Annotated in this window: 13 protein-coding genes; 8 read left to right on the top strand and 5 right to left on the bottom strand. The window is 59.8% G+C overall.

Translation table 11 applies throughout. The features are described 5' to 3' along the window. Positions 1 to 233: 233 nt before the first annotated feature. The 3 genes from PG5_RS03910 to PG5_RS03920 all read left to right on the top strand — a co-directional run bounded on the left by PG5_RS03910 (position 234) and on the right by PG5_RS03920 (position 1,875). The gene (locus tag PG5_RS03910) at positions 234 to 527 is read left to right on the top strand and encodes a hypothetical protein (protein ID WP_020795784.1); all 294 of its coding nucleotides are present in this window, start codon (positions 234 to 236) and stop codon (positions 525 to 527) included. Between the two features lie 96 nt (positions 528 to 623). Next, a complete protein-coding gene (locus PG5_RS03915; RefSeq protein ID WP_020795785.1) occupies positions 624 to 977 on the top strand; it encodes a DUF1493 family protein in 354 nt (117 codons plus the stop codon). 43 nt (positions 978 to 1,020) lie between these two features. Continuing rightward, positions 1,021 to 1,875 carry a DMT family transporter gene (locus PG5_RS03920; RefSeq protein WP_042955235.1) on the top strand — a complete coding sequence of 285 codons (855 nt, stop codon included), beginning with the start codon at positions 1,021 to 1,023 and terminating at the stop codon, positions 1,873 to 1,875. A gap of 60 nt (positions 1,876 to 1,935) precedes the next feature. On the opposite strand, the gene PG5_RS03925 is transcribed toward PG5_RS03920, so the two are convergent. The 3 genes from PG5_RS03925 to PG5_RS03935 all read right to left on the bottom strand — a co-directional run bounded on the left by PG5_RS03925 (position 1,936) and on the right by PG5_RS03935 (position 5,176). Further along, positions 1,936 to 3,477 carry a phosphoenolpyruvate carboxykinase gene (locus PG5_RS03925; RefSeq protein ID WP_020795787.1) on the bottom strand — a complete coding sequence of 514 codons (1,542 nt, stop codon included), beginning with the start codon at positions 3,475 to 3,477 and terminating at the stop codon, positions 1,936 to 1,938. A 179-nt stretch (positions 3,478 to 3,656) separates the two neighbouring features. Further along, entirely contained in the window at positions 3,657 to 4,559 is a 903-nt protein-coding gene (hslO, locus tag PG5_RS03930) for an Hsp33 family molecular chaperone HslO (RefSeq protein WP_020795789.1), read from the bottom strand. Between the two features lie 212 nt (positions 4,560 to 4,771). After that, positions 4,772 to 5,176 (bottom strand): RNA-binding S4 domain-containing protein, encoded by a 405-nt coding sequence (locus PG5_RS03935; protein WP_020795790.1) that lies wholly within the window; start codon positions 5,174 to 5,176, stop codon positions 4,772 to 4,774. Positions 5,177 to 5,410: 234 nt separating this feature from the next. Between PG5_RS03935 and PG5_RS03940 the strand changes: the two genes are divergently transcribed. Together PG5_RS03940 and rimK are read left to right on the top strand one after the other, a co-directional pair. After that, positions 5,411 to 5,872 carry an ATP-dependent zinc protease gene (locus tag PG5_RS03940; protein WP_173667190.1) on the top strand — a complete coding sequence of 154 codons (462 nt, stop codon included), beginning with the start codon at positions 5,411 to 5,413 and terminating at the stop codon, positions 5,870 to 5,872. Further along, positions 5,869 to 6,774, top strand: a complete 906-nt coding sequence (gene rimK, locus PG5_RS03945) for a 30S ribosomal protein S6--L-glutamate ligase (RefSeq protein ID WP_020795792.1) — start codon at positions 5,869 to 5,871, stop codon at positions 6,772 to 6,774. The genes PG5_RS03940 and rimK overlap by 4 nt, the downstream gene beginning before the upstream one ends. A gap of 40 nt (positions 6,775 to 6,814) precedes the next feature. On the opposite strand, the gene PG5_RS03950 is transcribed toward rimK, so the two are convergent. Both PG5_RS03950 and ompR read right to left on the bottom strand, forming a co-directional pair. Next, the gene (locus PG5_RS03950; RefSeq protein WP_020795793.1) at positions 6,815 to 8,128 is read right to left on the bottom strand and encodes an ATP-binding protein; all 1,314 of its coding nucleotides are present in this window, start codon (positions 8,126 to 8,128) and stop codon (positions 6,815 to 6,817) included. A gap of 128 nt (positions 8,129 to 8,256) precedes the next feature. After that, positions 8,257 to 8,997, bottom strand: coding sequence for a two-component system response regulator OmpR (gene ompR, locus PG5_RS03955; protein ID WP_020795794.1), 741 nt, complete (start codon positions 8,995 to 8,997; stop codon positions 8,257 to 8,259). 360 nt (positions 8,998 to 9,357) lie between these two features. Between ompR and PG5_RS03960 the strand changes: the two genes are divergently transcribed. The 3 genes from PG5_RS03960 to gshA all read left to right on the top strand — a co-directional run bounded on the left by PG5_RS03960 (position 9,358) and on the right by gshA (position 13,923). Then, entirely contained in the window at positions 9,358 to 11,682 is a 2,325-nt protein-coding gene (locus PG5_RS03960; protein WP_020795795.1) for a Tex family protein, read from the top strand. Next, positions 11,682 to 12,065, top strand: coding sequence for a PaaI family thioesterase (locus PG5_RS03965; RefSeq protein WP_020795796.1), 384 nt, complete (start codon positions 11,682 to 11,684; stop codon positions 12,063 to 12,065). Before PG5_RS03960 ends, PG5_RS03965 begins: the two co-directional genes overlap by 1 nt. A 274-nt stretch (positions 12,066 to 12,339) precedes the next feature. Then, positions 12,340 to 13,923, top strand: coding sequence for a glutamate--cysteine ligase (gene gshA / locus PG5_RS03970; RefSeq protein ID WP_020795797.1), 1,584 nt, complete (start codon positions 12,340 to 12,342; stop codon positions 13,921 to 13,923). The last annotated feature ends 147 nt before the right edge of the window (positions 13,924 to 14,070 follow it).

The raw sequence follows: 14,070 nt of genomic DNA on the forward strand, positions 1-14,070 counted from the left end.
CTCACCCAACAACGCCGGACACTCCTGTAGGCATTTTTACCTCTAATCGTTTCGCGCACGAAAACCAGCGCCAACGTAGTCCCATCCTCAAAAAACGGTAAATACCCTACAAAACCTGTCCATCAACGCCGTCTTGTCGCATGGCCACGCACCCTCCTATAGTTTTCGGCGCGGCTGAAAAAGTGTCTCGGCCTGCCGGGCACACTTGCCGATTTCGCACAGGACCCACTTTGATGAACACCACAGATCCACTGGCTGACCGCTATCACCTGCTCAAGTCCAGTAACAGTGAAACCCCAGTGCTGGTGATCGACACCGAGGCCGACCCCCTGGAAATCCTCGACGCCGCCCGCCAACGCATCCGTGCCGCCAGCGACCTGCTGGAAACCCTGTATTGCCTGTGCTTCAAACAAGCCGACGCCAGCGACATTCCCAACATCGTCAATGCGTTGTATCTGCTGACCCAGGATGGCAACGACCTGCTCAACATCGCCCGGCAACGCCTGCTCAAAACCACCGTTTCCTGAAGTGAACGGGTTCTGCGGGATGAGCGTCGGTTTCAATCCTTCCACTCCAGTCCAACGACCCATAAGATCTGTTCAAGCCCACCCGGACACCCAGCAATGAACCTCGCCCCCAACCTCCCCGACGACCCCACCCTTCACCTACTCATCCAGCTACTGCACGAAGAACTCGGCCTCCCCGAACGCAAAACGATCAGCCTCACCACCTCGATTAACTTCGATCTCGGCTGCAACGGTGCCGATGCACAACACTTGATCGAAACCCTTGAAGAGCACTTCGCCATCGATTTCGTCGACTACGACAGCTATCGCTACTTTCACCCCGAGGGCTACGATGTCTTTCTCAAGCGTAAGGCCAAGGGTCGCGGCAAGAAGGAACCATTGACCATCGGCATGCTCTACCGAGCGATCAAGGATCAACGCTGGGACACCCGGGAGCTCGAAGGCCTGTAGCGTCCGCGGCGCATAACAATAAGGAAATTGCGTGGACGTATTGATGGGCTTGCTAGCCGCCTTGCTGTGGGGCGGTACGGATTTTCTGGTGGGCTTGAACGCCCGAGCGGTTGGCGTCAAACGTGCCGTGTATTTCGGTCAGGCGCTGGGATTTACGATCATGAGCCTGCTGCTGATCGTCTTCCCCGTATTCATTCTCCGGTCCATGGCCGCACCGCTTGATGTCTGGCTGATCGGCGTCGCTGCCGCTGTGCTGACCGTGTCTGGTGCGTTGGCCTTGTCCAAGGCCTTCGCCCTGGGTAAAGCTTCCATTGTCGCCCCGCTGGTGACCTCCTACGGCGTAGTGACCACGTTGCTGTCCTGGGCTGGCGGTGAGCAGATCAGCCTGCTGCAGTTACTGTGCATCGCCCTCTGCGTCATTGGCGTGGTCCTCTCCAGCATGCATTCCGACCCGAAGGTGCCACACAGCACGCAGGCGAGCAGTTCCATTGCCTATGCGCTGCTGGCGGCGGTGTTCTACGGCACCAGTTTCTGGCTGCAGGGACGTTTTGTCCTGCCAGTACTCGGACCGGTGACGATGCTCTGGCTCGCGTATCTTGTCGGGCTGATCGTGCTGGTAGGCATCGTGCTCAGAATCGACGACGGCCTGAAATTCCCGCCGCTTAAAAATTGCCTGACACTGACCGGTGCCAGCCTGATGAACCTCGGCGGGTTTTCATCATTTGCCTGGGGTGCTGTGGCAGGCTCGGTTTCAGTGGTGACGGTGATCAGTACATTGTCTGGCGGGATTGCGGCGATCCTGGGGTATGTTTTTTTCAAGGAGCGCCTAGGTAAGGTGCAGGTGTCAGGGGTTGTGCTGGTGTTGGTGGGGGCGTTTGTCCTGCATCTGAAAACCTGAAACGCCGCGCAAAAAAAAGCCGCCCCGAAGGGCGGCTTTTTCATGGCTTCAATCCAGCGCTTACAGCTTAGGACCGGCAGCCTTGATCGCGTCGCTCACTTCAAACTTCTTGAAGTTCTCGATGAACAGGCCGGCCAGTGCTTTGGCGGCTTCGTCGTAGGCGGCTTTATCGGCCCAGGTGTTACGTGGGTTCAGCAGGCCAGTCTCAACGCCCGGTACGGCCACTGGCACGTCGAGGTTGATGGTGTCCAGGTGCTCGGTCTCGGCACCGATCAGCGCGCCGCTCTGGATCGCTGCGATCACCGCGCGAGTGGTCGGGATGTTGAAGCGTTTGCCGACGCCATAGCCACCGCCGGTCCAACCGGTGTTGACCAGGTAGACCTTGGAGCCGAAGCCGCGGATGCGCTTGATCAGCAGCTCTGCGTATTCGCCAGCCGGACGCGGGAAGAACGGTGCGCCGAAGCAGGTGGAGAAGGTCGACTTGATGCCGCTGCCCGAACCCATTTCAGTCGAGCCCACCAGCGCGGTGTAGCCGGACAGGAAGTGGTAGGCCGCTTGTTCTTCGTTGAGGATCGACACTGGCGGCAGAACGCCGGTCAGGTCGCAGGTCAGGAAGATCACTGCGTTTGGCTCGCCGCCGAGGTTCTTCTCGGAACGCTTGGCAACGTGCTCCAGCGGGTAGGCGGCGCGGCTGTTCTGGGTCAGGCTGACATCGGCGTAGTCGGCGTGCTTGGCGTCGTCGATCACGACGTTTTCCAGGACTGCACCGTGCTTGATGGCTTTCCAGATAACCGGCTCGTTCTTCTCGGACAGGTCGATGCACTTGGCATAGCAACCGCCTTCGATGTTGAACACCACGCCCTCGCCCCAGCCGTGCTCGTCGTCACCGATCAGGTAACGGCTTTCGTCAGCGGACAGGGTGGTCTTGCCGGTACCCGACAGACCGAAGAACAGGGTCACGTCGCCTTCTTCGCCGATGTTGGCGGCGCAGTGCATTGGCAGTACGTCGGCAGCCGGCAGCAGGAAGTTCTGCACCGAGAACATGGCTTTCTTCATTTCACCGGCATAACGCATGCCAGCGATCAGCACTTTCTTCTGCGCGAAGTTGATGATCACGCAACCGTCGGAGTTGGTGCCGTCACGCTCTGGAACGCATTCGAAGTTGGCAACGTTGAGCACTTGCCATTCTTCACGGCCAGCCGGGTTGTACTGTGCCGGGTTGATGAACAGGCAACGGCCGAACAGGTTCTGCCAAGCGGTCTGGGTGGTCATCTTCACGGCCAGGTAGTGCTCGGAAGCGGCACCTACATGCACGTGGGAAACAAAGTGCTCTTGCGCGTTGTTGAACGCCTCGACGCGGTTCCACAAGGCATCGAACTTGTCAGCCGGGAACTTGCGGTTGATCGGGCCCCAGGCGATGGCGCCCGTGGTGGTTGGCTCATCAACGATGAAACGATCGACTGGCGAACGGCCGGTACGGTGACCGGTACGTACAACCAGTGCGCCGGTATCGGCAAGCTCGCCTTCACCGCGGTTGAGGGCTTCTTTGACCAGATCATCAACACTCAGATCGGTGTACACGGCGTTATTGGCTTGCGTCATGAGGTTCCCCGTCGGCCAGTGGCCGAGTGCTCCAAACGTTTTGTAGTAGAAAGTCGTGCACTACTACCGCGAAAAAAGTGGGCCGGATTATGCCAGAAAAGCCCAAAAAAAGTAGGGCCCTCCCGTCGTAACGGCGCTATTGCGGTACTTTCCAGTGAATTTACCTGCGCTGAACCGTTTTAGTGCCGGGTATCTGACGGCGTCTCAACACCCGCACCAGCGAACAATTGAGTGACATCGGCGGCATCGAACAGGTACTGCTGGTTGCAGAACTGGCAATCGATCTCGATATTACCGCCGTGCTCGAGCACCAGGTTTTGCGCATCTTCCATACCCAGACTGACCAGCGCATTGGCTGAACGTTCGCGCGAGCAGCTGCAACGGAAGCGCAGTTTCTGCACATCGAACAGACGAACCTGCTCTTCGTGATAGAGACGATGGAGCACGGTTTCGTTGTCCAGGCCCAGCAATTCATCGGCTGTCAGCGTGGTGGCCAGCGCGGTGAGGTGCTGCCAGCTGGCAGCACGTTCTTCCTCGTCTTTCAGGCGATCGGCGGGCAACTGCTGCAGCAACAGGCCACGGGCGCGGCGGCCATCGGCACAGAGCTTGATGCGAGTGCCAATCTGCTGAGACATGACGAAGTAGTTGGTGAAGCAGTCGGACAAGGTTTCGCCGTCCAGATCGACGACGCCCTGATAGCGCTGGCCCTGCTGCGGGTCGATGGTCAATGTCAGCGAGCCATCCGGCATCAGGTCGGCCAGGGTGGCATTGGGGGCAATCCGGTCAGCCTCGTAACGGGCCAGGCCACGGATGTCGCGCTCGCTGGAGCACTCGATCATCAGCAATGGAATCGGGCCTTCGGAGCGGGCCTGAAGGATCAGCAGGCCATCGAACTTCAAGGTGCCGACCAGCAACGCCGCAGCCGCCATCAGTTCGCCGAGCAGTTGCGCAACCGGCTCCGGATAGGCGTGTTTGGCCAGGACTTCAGCGTAGCTGAGTTCCAGCGAAACCATCTCGCCACGGGTGTCGCTGTCATCGAAGATGAAGCGTTGGGTGAAGTCGTTATCCGGTAAGTCGGTCATAAGTCTGGTATCTGAATGGGTGACAAAAATGGTTACAGACGAGGTTACGCCTTGGCTATAGCGTATGGCTGCCGGGTTGTGGCCTTGAGACCGGTGGCTGTGCGCGCTTTACGACGAATGGCACATGCTCGGCAGACTAATTACCTCATATGGCTACGCACAGGCGCAATTACAAGTCCTGGCCCGACTGGCGCGATCGGTGGCCGGGGCAATCATTCGTTGCTGCTGCCACGAAACTTGAACAGATCCCGCCGCTGTTTCTTGCTCGGTTTGCCATCGGTGCTCACGCCCAGGACGCCTGCCTTGCGCTCGGCCGCGGCATTCTCGCGCTTGGCGATGCTGGCTTCGGTTTCGGCGTACAACGTCTGTGCTTCAGGTGCACCACGGCGCACGATCGAAAGCGCCTGGACCACCACCGTGCGCTCCTCGAAACCGGTGCGAATCACAAATTCATCGCCAATGCGCGGCTCCTTGCCCGGTTTGCAGCGTTCACCCCGGCAGTGCACTTTGCCGCTTTCAATCGCCGCCTTGGCCAAGGCACGGGTTTTGTAAAAACGCGCCGCCCATAACCATTTATCCAGCCGGACTTTGTCATCCTCGTCGTTTTTTTGTGCCATGGGATTTCCTCGTTCTGAAATATTGATGAACTGTACTACCGTTTCTCTCGTACCAAGAATTACGCCGTCTCGGATTACAATGCAGACATTCCAGAACCTCCCCGTGAGGCTGGAAATCCGGGCCGTAGATATCTGTCGCCTTTTAACCATTATTCTGCGTGAATACCGCGAATTCGGCCGCTTGCGGCCAGAGCGGTATCTACCGGTTGAGCAACTTTGAAGACATTTGACCATTTGACCGTTGTCGGTCTGCGCGAGTGGGTGGCGCTCCCGGATTTGGGAGTCGCGGGCCTTCGGGCAAAAATCGACACCGGTGCCAGCACCTCCAGCCTGCATGCCACCGACATCGAGACGTTCGACCGTGACGGCGAGCAGTGGGTGCGCTTCACCGCGCACCTGGGCACGGTGGTGCAGCTGCGTCACCGCCGCTGCGAAGCACCGCTGGTGACGAGAAAAACCATTAAAAGCTCCAACGGTCATGCGCAGGTGCGATACGTGATCAGCACCACCCTGGCCCTCGGCGATCGGGTCTGGCGGGTCGAGTTCACGCTCGCCTGCCGAAAATCCATGCGCTATCGCTTGCTGCTCGGTTCCAAAGCCCTGATTGATGGCCAGTTGGTAGTCAATCCCGGCATCAAATATGTACAAGACAAGCCGGTGTTCCCGGTATCTACCTCCTCCACAGGTGTTGCATGAAGATCGCTGTGCTGTCGCGGAACCCGCGTCTGTATTCCACCCGCCGCCTGGTCGAAGCCGGTACCGAACGCGGCCATGAAATGGTGGTGGTCGATACCCTGCGCGCCTACATGAACATTGCCAGTCACAAGCCGCAGATCCACTACCGCGGCAAGCCACTGGAAGGCTTCGACGCGGTGATCCCGCGAATCGGTGCTTCGGTCACGTTTTACGGCTGCGCGGTGTTGCGCCAGTTCGAAATGATGGGGGTTTTTCCACTCAACGAATCGGTGGCCATTGCTCGCTCGCGGGACAAGCTGCGCTCGCTGCAATTGCTGTCACGTCGGGGCATCGGATTGCCGGTCACCGGTTTTGCCCACTCGCCAGACGATATTCCCGACCTGATCGAAATGGTCAACGGTGCACCCTTGGTGATCAAGGTGCTGGAAGGCACCCAGGGTATCGGTGTGGTGCTGTGCGAAACCGCCACGGCGGCGGAGTCGGTGATCGAGGCATTCATGGGCCTCAAGCAGAACATCATGGTTCAGGAGTACATCAAGGAAGCTGGCGGCGCCGACATTCGCTGCTTCGTGGTGGGTGACAAAGTCATTGCAGCCATGAAACGCCAGGCCAAACCCGGGGAATTTCGTTCCAACCTGCATCGCGGTGGTAGCGCCAGCCTGATCAAGATCACCCCGGAAGAACGCATGACGGCATTACGCGCGGCGAAAGTGATGGGCCTGGCCGTGGCCGGGGTGGATATCCTACGCTCCAATCACGGGCCACTGGTGATGGAGGTGAACTCGTCGCCAGGCCTGGAGGGGATCGAAACCACCACCAGCAAGAACGTGGCGGGGATCATCATCGAGCATCTGGAGAAGAATGGCGGGCCGAACATGACCCGAACCAAAGGCAAGGGTTAACACACCGATCGTTCCCACGCTCTGCGTGGGAACGATCGGGTTAGACGGCATCCCGCGGTAGCATCAGCCCCAACGGCAAGCGCACCCGCGCTTCCAGGCCGCCGCCGGAACGGTTGCGCAATTCAACATTGCCGCCATGCATCGAAGCAATTCGCTTCACAATTGCCAGGCCCAGGCCCGTGCCCTTGCCGCCCCGGGCGCGGTCGCCCCGGGTGAACGGGTTGAAAATCGCTTCCAGCTCCGATGGATCTATCCCGGCTCCACGGTCCATGACGCTCAGGACGACATAAGGCGCACTGGTATCCCCCGACACATACGCCGCCACCTCAACCCCACTGCCCGCGTGATTCAGCGCGTTGCCAATCAGATTGTTCAACAGCCGCTTCATCGACACCCGACGCAACGGGAACGGTGGAATCGGCTCAAGACGCAAACGCACCTTTTCTTCGTTCTGGTTATACGGCGCGGCGACTTCACGGACAAGATCGCTCAGGTCCACCTCCTCCACCGATTCATCACGCCCATCGCGAATGAACGCCAGGAACTGATCGAGAATGGCGTCCATGTCCTCGATATCGCGCACCATGGCGTCTGTCAGGTCGTTATGGTCACCCATCAGTTCCAGCGACAGGCGTAACCGGGTCAGCGGTGTGCGCAGGTCATGGGAAACCCCGGCCAGCATCAGTTCGCGCTCGCGACCGGCCTGCTCGACGTCTTCGGCCATCTGGTTGAAAGCGCGATAGACCTCGGTCATTTCACTGGGTGTATCACTGATCGGCAGGCGCACGCTGCGCCCCTGGCCGAGTTGCCGCGCGGCATACACAAGGCGCTTGAGGGGTTGGTTTAGCTGGCTGACGAAGATCCACGCCGAAGCCGTGGACAGCAGGCCGATGGCGAGAAACCAGCCGAGCACATTCCAGATTTTCTGGCCACGCAACGGGTGCGGATACAGTGGCACTTTCAGCCAGCCATCGCCCAGGCTGGGCGCGCGCACCCATAGCGCCGGGGGCGAGTGCATGCGCAAGCGCACCTCGGTGTCGGCCCCCAGTTCGTCTTGCATCTGCCGCTGGTAGATCCCGCTGTAAGGCCAGTGTTGTTCACCCTCCGGCACACCGGCGCCGACCACCCGGATCAGGGTTGCAGCCTCGGCAATCTTTTCGCGATTGTTTTCATCGGCGGCCCAGTAGGCGCGCAGCGTCAGGGCGACGCCATGGCTGTACTGGCGGTCCACCAGCACGTCTTCGTTCATCAGCAGATAAACCAAGGTCAGCGCCTTGGAAAACAGGACGACGATCAGCACCAGCCAAAGGGTGCGGGAGAAGAAACTCTGGGGAAACCAAACCGGGGTTTTCATGGGCAACCGTTAAACACGTGCAGGAGCGAGCGATGCTCGCACATTGCCGGTCGAGAGTCTGCGGGCAAGGCCATCAGGCCCTCTGCCCGCACAAACTCGCGCCTACAAATCGACGATCACTTCGCCAGTTACTTCGTGGCGGCGCCATCCGGAACGAATACGTAACCCACACCCCAGACGGTCTGGATGTAACGCGGCTTGGACGGATCGGGTTCGATCATCCGGCGCAGACGGGAAATTTGCACGTCAATGGAGCGCTCCAGAGCATCCCACTCACGACCACGGGCCAGGTTCATCAGCTTGTCCCGGGTCAATGGCTGGCGGGCGTTCATCACCAGCGCCTTGAGCACAGCGAACTCACCGGTAGTGAGCATGTGCACTTCTTCACCACGCTTGAGTTCGCGGGTGGCCAGGGACAGCTCGTAGTCACCGAAGGTCACGCTTTCGTCTTCGCTGCCTGGTGCGCCAGGCACCGGAGCCGACTGACGACGCAGGACAGCTTTTACGCGGGCCATCAGCTCGTCCGGGTTGAAAGGCTTGGCCAGGTAATCGTCGGCGCCCAGTTCCAGGCCCTTGATCCGGCTCAGCTCGTCGCCCTTGGCGGTCAGCATGATGATCGGGATCTGATTGTTCGCTCCACGCAAGCGGCGGCAAGCGGTCAGGCCGTCCTCCCCAGGCAGCATCAAGTCGAGGACGACCAGGTTGAACACTTCACGCGCCAGCAGGCGGTCCATTTGTTCGGTGTTCGGTACGGCGCGGGCACGGTAGCCCTTGCTGACGAAAAAACGCTCCAGCAGGCTGCTGAGGCCCGGATCGTCGTCAACAATAAGAATTTTTTCGCCTTCAGCAATGTTTGCAGTGCTGCTCATTGGATGCTCCTTTGATCTCGGCGCGCATTATGGCGTAGCTGCCGTTATACGCACCGTGTGCATTGTTAGCAGATTTTTCCTTTATCGCCAGAAATCCGGTGATTATGCCTACAACCTGCGATGCCCCCGAATGGCAGAACGCTGGTTATAATGCGCGGCCTTTTGTGTCAGGCAACGTCTGATCGTTACCCCGGTTGACCGCTTTTTATTTTCATGGCGCCGGCAGTAATTGTTCGATTTCACGGGTCAACGGGATACCTTTGATCCAGGTAGCGGCGCAGGCCAGGCCGCTCAACCAGACTCGCCAAGGCCTCATCGTTGCGCCTGCGAGCCTGCTTTCACAATTTGTCAGGTGGTTTTATGGACAGCATCAACAGCCGCATCGCCGAGGAACTCGGTGTACGCCCACAACAGGTCGAAGCGGCCGTCGCGCTACTCGATGAAGGTTCTACCGTTCCCTTCATCGCCCGTTACCGGAAAGAAGTGACCGGCAGCCTCGATGACACCCAATTGCGTCATCTGGAAGAGCGTCTGCGCTACCTGCGAGAACTCGACGAACGGCGCATCAGCATCCTTGCCAGCATTACAGAGCAAGGCAAGCTGACCCCGCAGCTGGAACGCGACATCAAGCTCGCAGACACCAAGACCCGCCTCGAAGACTTGTACCTGCCGTACAAGCAGAAGCGCCGCACCAAGGGCCAGATCGCCCTGGAAGCCGGCCTCGGCGAACTGGCCGACGGCCTGTTCAACGACCCGACCCTGAGCCCGGAAACCGAAGCCGCCCGCTTCATCGACGCCGAAAAAGGCGTGGCCGATGTGAAGTCCGCCCTCGAAGGTGCCAAGTACATTCTCATGGAGCGCTTCGCCGAAGACGCAGGCCTCCTGGACAAGCTGCGCAGCTACCTGAAGCAGGAAGCCACTCTCAGTGCCCGCGTAATTGCTGGAAAGGAAGAGGAAGGCGCCAAGTTCCGCGACTACTTCGAACACGACGAACCGCTGAAGAGCATGCCGTCGCACCGCGCGCTGGCGATTTTCCGTGGCCGCAACGAAGGCATTCTCAGCTCCGCCCTGAAAGTTGGCGATGAACTGCCGGGCACCATGCACCCGTGCGAGGGCATGATCGGCCAGCACGTCGGCATCCAGAACCAGAACCGCGCCGCCGATAAATGGCTGGGTGAAGTGGTGCGCTGGACCTGGAAGGTCAAGCTCTACACCCACCTGGAAACCGACCTGCTAGGTGAGTTGCGCGACGGCGCTGAAACCGAGGCGATCAACGTGTTCGCCCACAACCTGCACGACCTGCTGCTGTCGGCTCCGGCCGGCCCGCGCGCGACCCTGGGCCTCGACCCGGGCTTGCGCACCGGGTGCAAGGTTGCGGTGGTCGATTCCACCGGCAAGCTGCTCGATCACGCCACGGTTTACCCGCACGTGCCGCACAACAAGTGGGACCAGACCCTCGCCGTGCTCGCCGCCCTGTGCGCCAAGCATTCGGTGGACCTGATCGCCATCGGCAACGGCACCGCCAGTCGTGAAACCGACAAGCTGGCCGCCGAACTGATCAAGAAATACCCAGCCATGAAGATGACCAAGGTCATGGTCTCCGAAGCCGGCGCATCGGTTTACTCCGCATCGGAACTGGCTTCCAAGGAATTCCCGGACCTGGATGTGTCGATCCGTGGCGCGGTGTCGATTGCCCGCCGCCTGCAGGATCCGCTGGCCGAGCTGGTGAAGATCGATCCGAAATCCATCGGAGTCGGCCAATACCAGCATGACGTGTCGCAGTTGAAACTGGCGCGGGGCCTGGATGCCGTGGTCGAAGACTGCGTGAACGCCGTGGGCGTCGACGTCAACACCGCCTCCGTGGCATTGCTGGCGCGGATCTCCGGCCTCAACGCGACCCTGGCGCAGAATATCGTCAGCCATCGCGACGAACACGGTGCGTTCAAGACTCGCGCTGCGCTGAAGAAAGTCGCGCGCCTTGGCGAAAAAACCTTCGAGCAGGCAGCAGGTTTCCTGCGCGTCATGAACGGCGAGAACCCACTGGATTCGTCGGCAGTGCACCCGGAAGCCTATCCGCTGGTACAGCGAATTGCCGCCGAGACCGACCGCGATATCCGTTCGCTGATTGGCGATGCCGCGTTCCTCAAGCGCCTCGACCCGAAGAAGTTCACCGACGAAACTTTCGGTCTGCCAACGGTCACCGACATCCTGCAAGAGCTTGAAAAACCCGGCCGCGACCCGCGCCCCGAATTCAAGACCGCAGAGTTCCAGGAAGGTGTCGAAGACCTCAAGGACTTGGAATTGGGCATGATCCTAGAAGGCGTCGTGACCAACGTGACCAACTTCGGAGCATTCGTCGATATCGGCGTGCATCAGGATGGTTTGGTGCACATCTCCGCACTTTCGGAGAAATTCATCAAGGATCCACGGGAAGCGGTGAAGGCCGGTGACGTGGTGAAAGTGAAGGTCATGGAAGTCGACATCCCGCGTAAGCGCGTGGGCCTGTCGATGCGCATGAGCGACACCCCGGGCGAGAAAGTCGACGGTGCTCGTGGTGCGCGTCCGGGTTCGGCGCCACGCCAATCCCAGAACACCGCACCGCGCAAGGAAACCACCGCTGCAGCGCCGAGCAACAACGCCATGGCGTCACTGTTTGCCAACGCCAAACAGCTGAAGAAGCGCTGATGGACATCCCTGCCGGGTACACCGAAAGCGCATTTTTCAAGCTGTTGGGTTGCCGTTTGCACAGCCTGGAAACCGGGGTGGCGCAAGTCGCCCTGGCGCTTGAGCCACAACTGCGCAATCGCGCCAACAAGCTGCACGGCGGGGCCTTGTTCAGCCTGGTGGACATTGCCATGGGGCTGGCCTGCTCCAGCACCCACGGTTTTGACCAGCAAAGCGCGACCATCGAGTGCAAGATCAACTACATCCGCGCCGTCGCCGACGGCGAGGTGATGTGCACGGCGCGGGTTATCCACCCGGGCCGCCGCACGCTGGTGGTCGAAGCCGACGTGATGCAAGGCGACAAACTGGTCGCAAAAGCACAAGGCACGTTCGCTGTCCTGTAGCTAGATGTCATCGATTTGAGTTAATTTCGACGCTGTGACCGCAGCGCCGGAGTTTCCTGTGGGAGCGAGCCTGCTCGCGAAGGTGGTGTATCAGGCGACTTCAATGTCGATTGACACTCCCTCTTCGCGAGCAGGCTCGCTCCCACAGGGGATTGCGACGATCAGAACGTGCACGGCGACAAAAACCAGGCGAAAACGCCAGTTTTAACTTCACCCTTGTAGACCGTCTTGCCCACCCCCATATTGGGGCGACTGACGCGTGAAGGAATCCAACTTGAGCGAACTTCTCAACCGCCGCCTGGCCCTGCTCGGCGAGCGCGCTAACCTCTCTCTGCTCGAACAGTGCCTTCACGGCATCGAACGTGAATGCCTGCGCGTGACCGATGAAGGTCGCCTTGCGCAAACGCCGCACCCGGAAGAATTGGGTTCCGCGCTGACCAACGAACAGATCACCACCGACTATTCCGAGTCGCTGCTGGAGTTCATCACCCCAGCCCTGCCCGACCCGGCGGATACGCTGGCGAGCCTGGACAGCATTCACCGTTTTGCCTACAGCAAGCTCGGCAACGAGTACCTGTGGAGCCCCTCGATGCCGTGTCCGTTGCCGGCCGAGGAAGACATCCCGATTGCCTACTACGGCACGTCCAATATCGGGCAGCTCAAGTACGTCTACCGCAAAGGCCTCGCCCTGCGCTACGGCAAGACCATGCAATGCATTGCCGGCATTCACTACAACTTTTCCCTGCCGGAAAAACTCTGGCCGCTGCTCAAGCAGGCCGAAGGCTTTGTCGGCACCGACCGCGATTTCCAGTCGTCGTCCTATATCGCACTGATCCGCAACTTCCGGCGCTACAGCTGGCTGCTGATGTACCTGTTCGGTGCTTCACCAGCATTGGACGCTGGCTTCTTGCGTGGTCGTTCGCACCAGCTGGAACAGCTGGACCCGGACACCCTCTATTTGCCGTACGCCACCAGCCTGCGCATGAGTGACCTGGGTTACCAGAGCAACGCCCAAGCGGGCCTGACACCGTGCTACAACGATCTGAACAGCTATACCGATAGCCTGCGCAAAGCGGTGGCGACACCCTATGCGCCGTATGTCGAAGTCGGTACCCACCAGGACGGTGAGTGGGTCCAGCTCAATACCAACATCCTGCAGATCGAAAACGAGTACTACTCCAACATCCGCCCCAAACGCGTAACCTATACCGGCGAGCGGCCGATCCAGGCGCTGATGGCCCGCGGCATCCAGTACGTCGAAGTGCGCTGCCTGGACATCAACCCGTTCCTGCCAATGGGCATCGATCTCACCGAATCGCGCTTCCTCGACGCCTTCCTGCTGTACTGCGCGCTGAACGACAGCCCGTTGTTGACCAACACCAGTTGCTCGAATGCGACCTCCAACTTCCTCAGTGTGGTCAAGGAAGGTCGTCGCCCAGGCCTGCAATTGCAGCGCAACGGGCAACCGGTCGACCTGAAAGAGTGGGCGGGCCAATTGCTGGAGCAGATTGCCCCACTGGCCGCACTGCTTGACCAGAGCCATGGCGGCGACGCCCATAGCAAAGCACTGGACGCGCAGATGGCCAAGGTCCAGAACCCTTCCCTGACGCCATCGGCCCAGGTGCTGGCGGCAATGGCCGAGCACAAGGAAAGCTTTGCTCAATTTTCCCTGCGTCAGAGCCGGGCACACGCCGAGTTTTTCCGCAGCGAGCCGTTGCCGGCAGAGCAACAGGCCAGGTTTGAAGAGCTGGCGCGTTCATCGCTGGCCCAACAAGCCGAGCTTGAGCAGAACGAAGTGGGTGATTTCGATGTGTTCGTTGGTGCGTACCAGGCGAGTATTCTGGCGATCAGCAACTAGCGCACTGATCGTTCCCACGCTCTGCGTGGGAATGCAGCCCGGGACGCTCTGCGTCCCAAAGCCGAACGCGCAGCGTCCATGGAGGCGATCTTTCGCTGCGCGTGGGAACGATCAGCTACGCTCCGGCTTAGAATTTTCCGCTCATAA

Origin of the sequence: Pseudomonas sp. G5(2012) (assembly GCF_000408945.1) — a bacterium.
GTDB lineage: Bacteria > Pseudomonadota > Gammaproteobacteria > Pseudomonadales > Pseudomonadaceae > Aquipseudomonas > Aquipseudomonas umsongensis.

Coding starts and splice junctions, on each gene's coding strand:
- PG5_RS03910 (WP_020795784.1), top strand. CDS start 234: ATGAACACCACAGATCCACTGGCTGACCGCTATCACCTGCTCAAGTCC.
- PG5_RS03915 (WP_020795785.1), top strand. CDS start 624: ATGAACCTCGCCCCCAACCTCCCCGACGACCCCACCCTTCACCTACTC.
- PG5_RS03920 (WP_042955235.1), top strand. CDS start 1,021: ATGGGCTTGCTAGCCGCCTTGCTGTGGGGCGGTACGGATTTTCTGGTG.
- PG5_RS03925 (WP_020795787.1), bottom strand. CDS start 3,477: ATGACGCAAGCCAATAACGCCGTGTACACCGATCTGAGTGTTGATGAT.
- hslO (WP_020795789.1), bottom strand. CDS start 4,559: ATGACCGACTTACCGGATAACGACTTCACCCAACGCTTCATCTTCGAT.
- PG5_RS03935 (WP_020795790.1), bottom strand. CDS start 5,176: ATGGCACAAAAAAACGACGAGGATGACAAAGTCCGGCTGGATAAATGG.
- rimK (WP_020795792.1), top strand. CDS start 5,869: ATGAAGATCGCTGTGCTGTCGCGGAACCCGCGTCTGTATTCCACCCGC.
- PG5_RS03950 (WP_020795793.1), bottom strand. CDS start 8,128: ATGAAAACCCCGGTTTGGTTTCCCCAGAGTTTCTTCTCCCGCACCCTT.
- ompR (WP_020795794.1), bottom strand. CDS start 8,997: ATGAGCAGCACTGCAAACATTGCTGAAGGCGAAAAAATTCTTATTGTT.
- PG5_RS03960 (WP_020795795.1), top strand. CDS start 9,358: ATGGACAGCATCAACAGCCGCATCGCCGAGGAACTCGGTGTACGCCCA.
- PG5_RS03965 (WP_020795796.1), top strand. CDS start 11,682: ATGGACATCCCTGCCGGGTACACCGAAAGCGCATTTTTCAAGCTGTTG.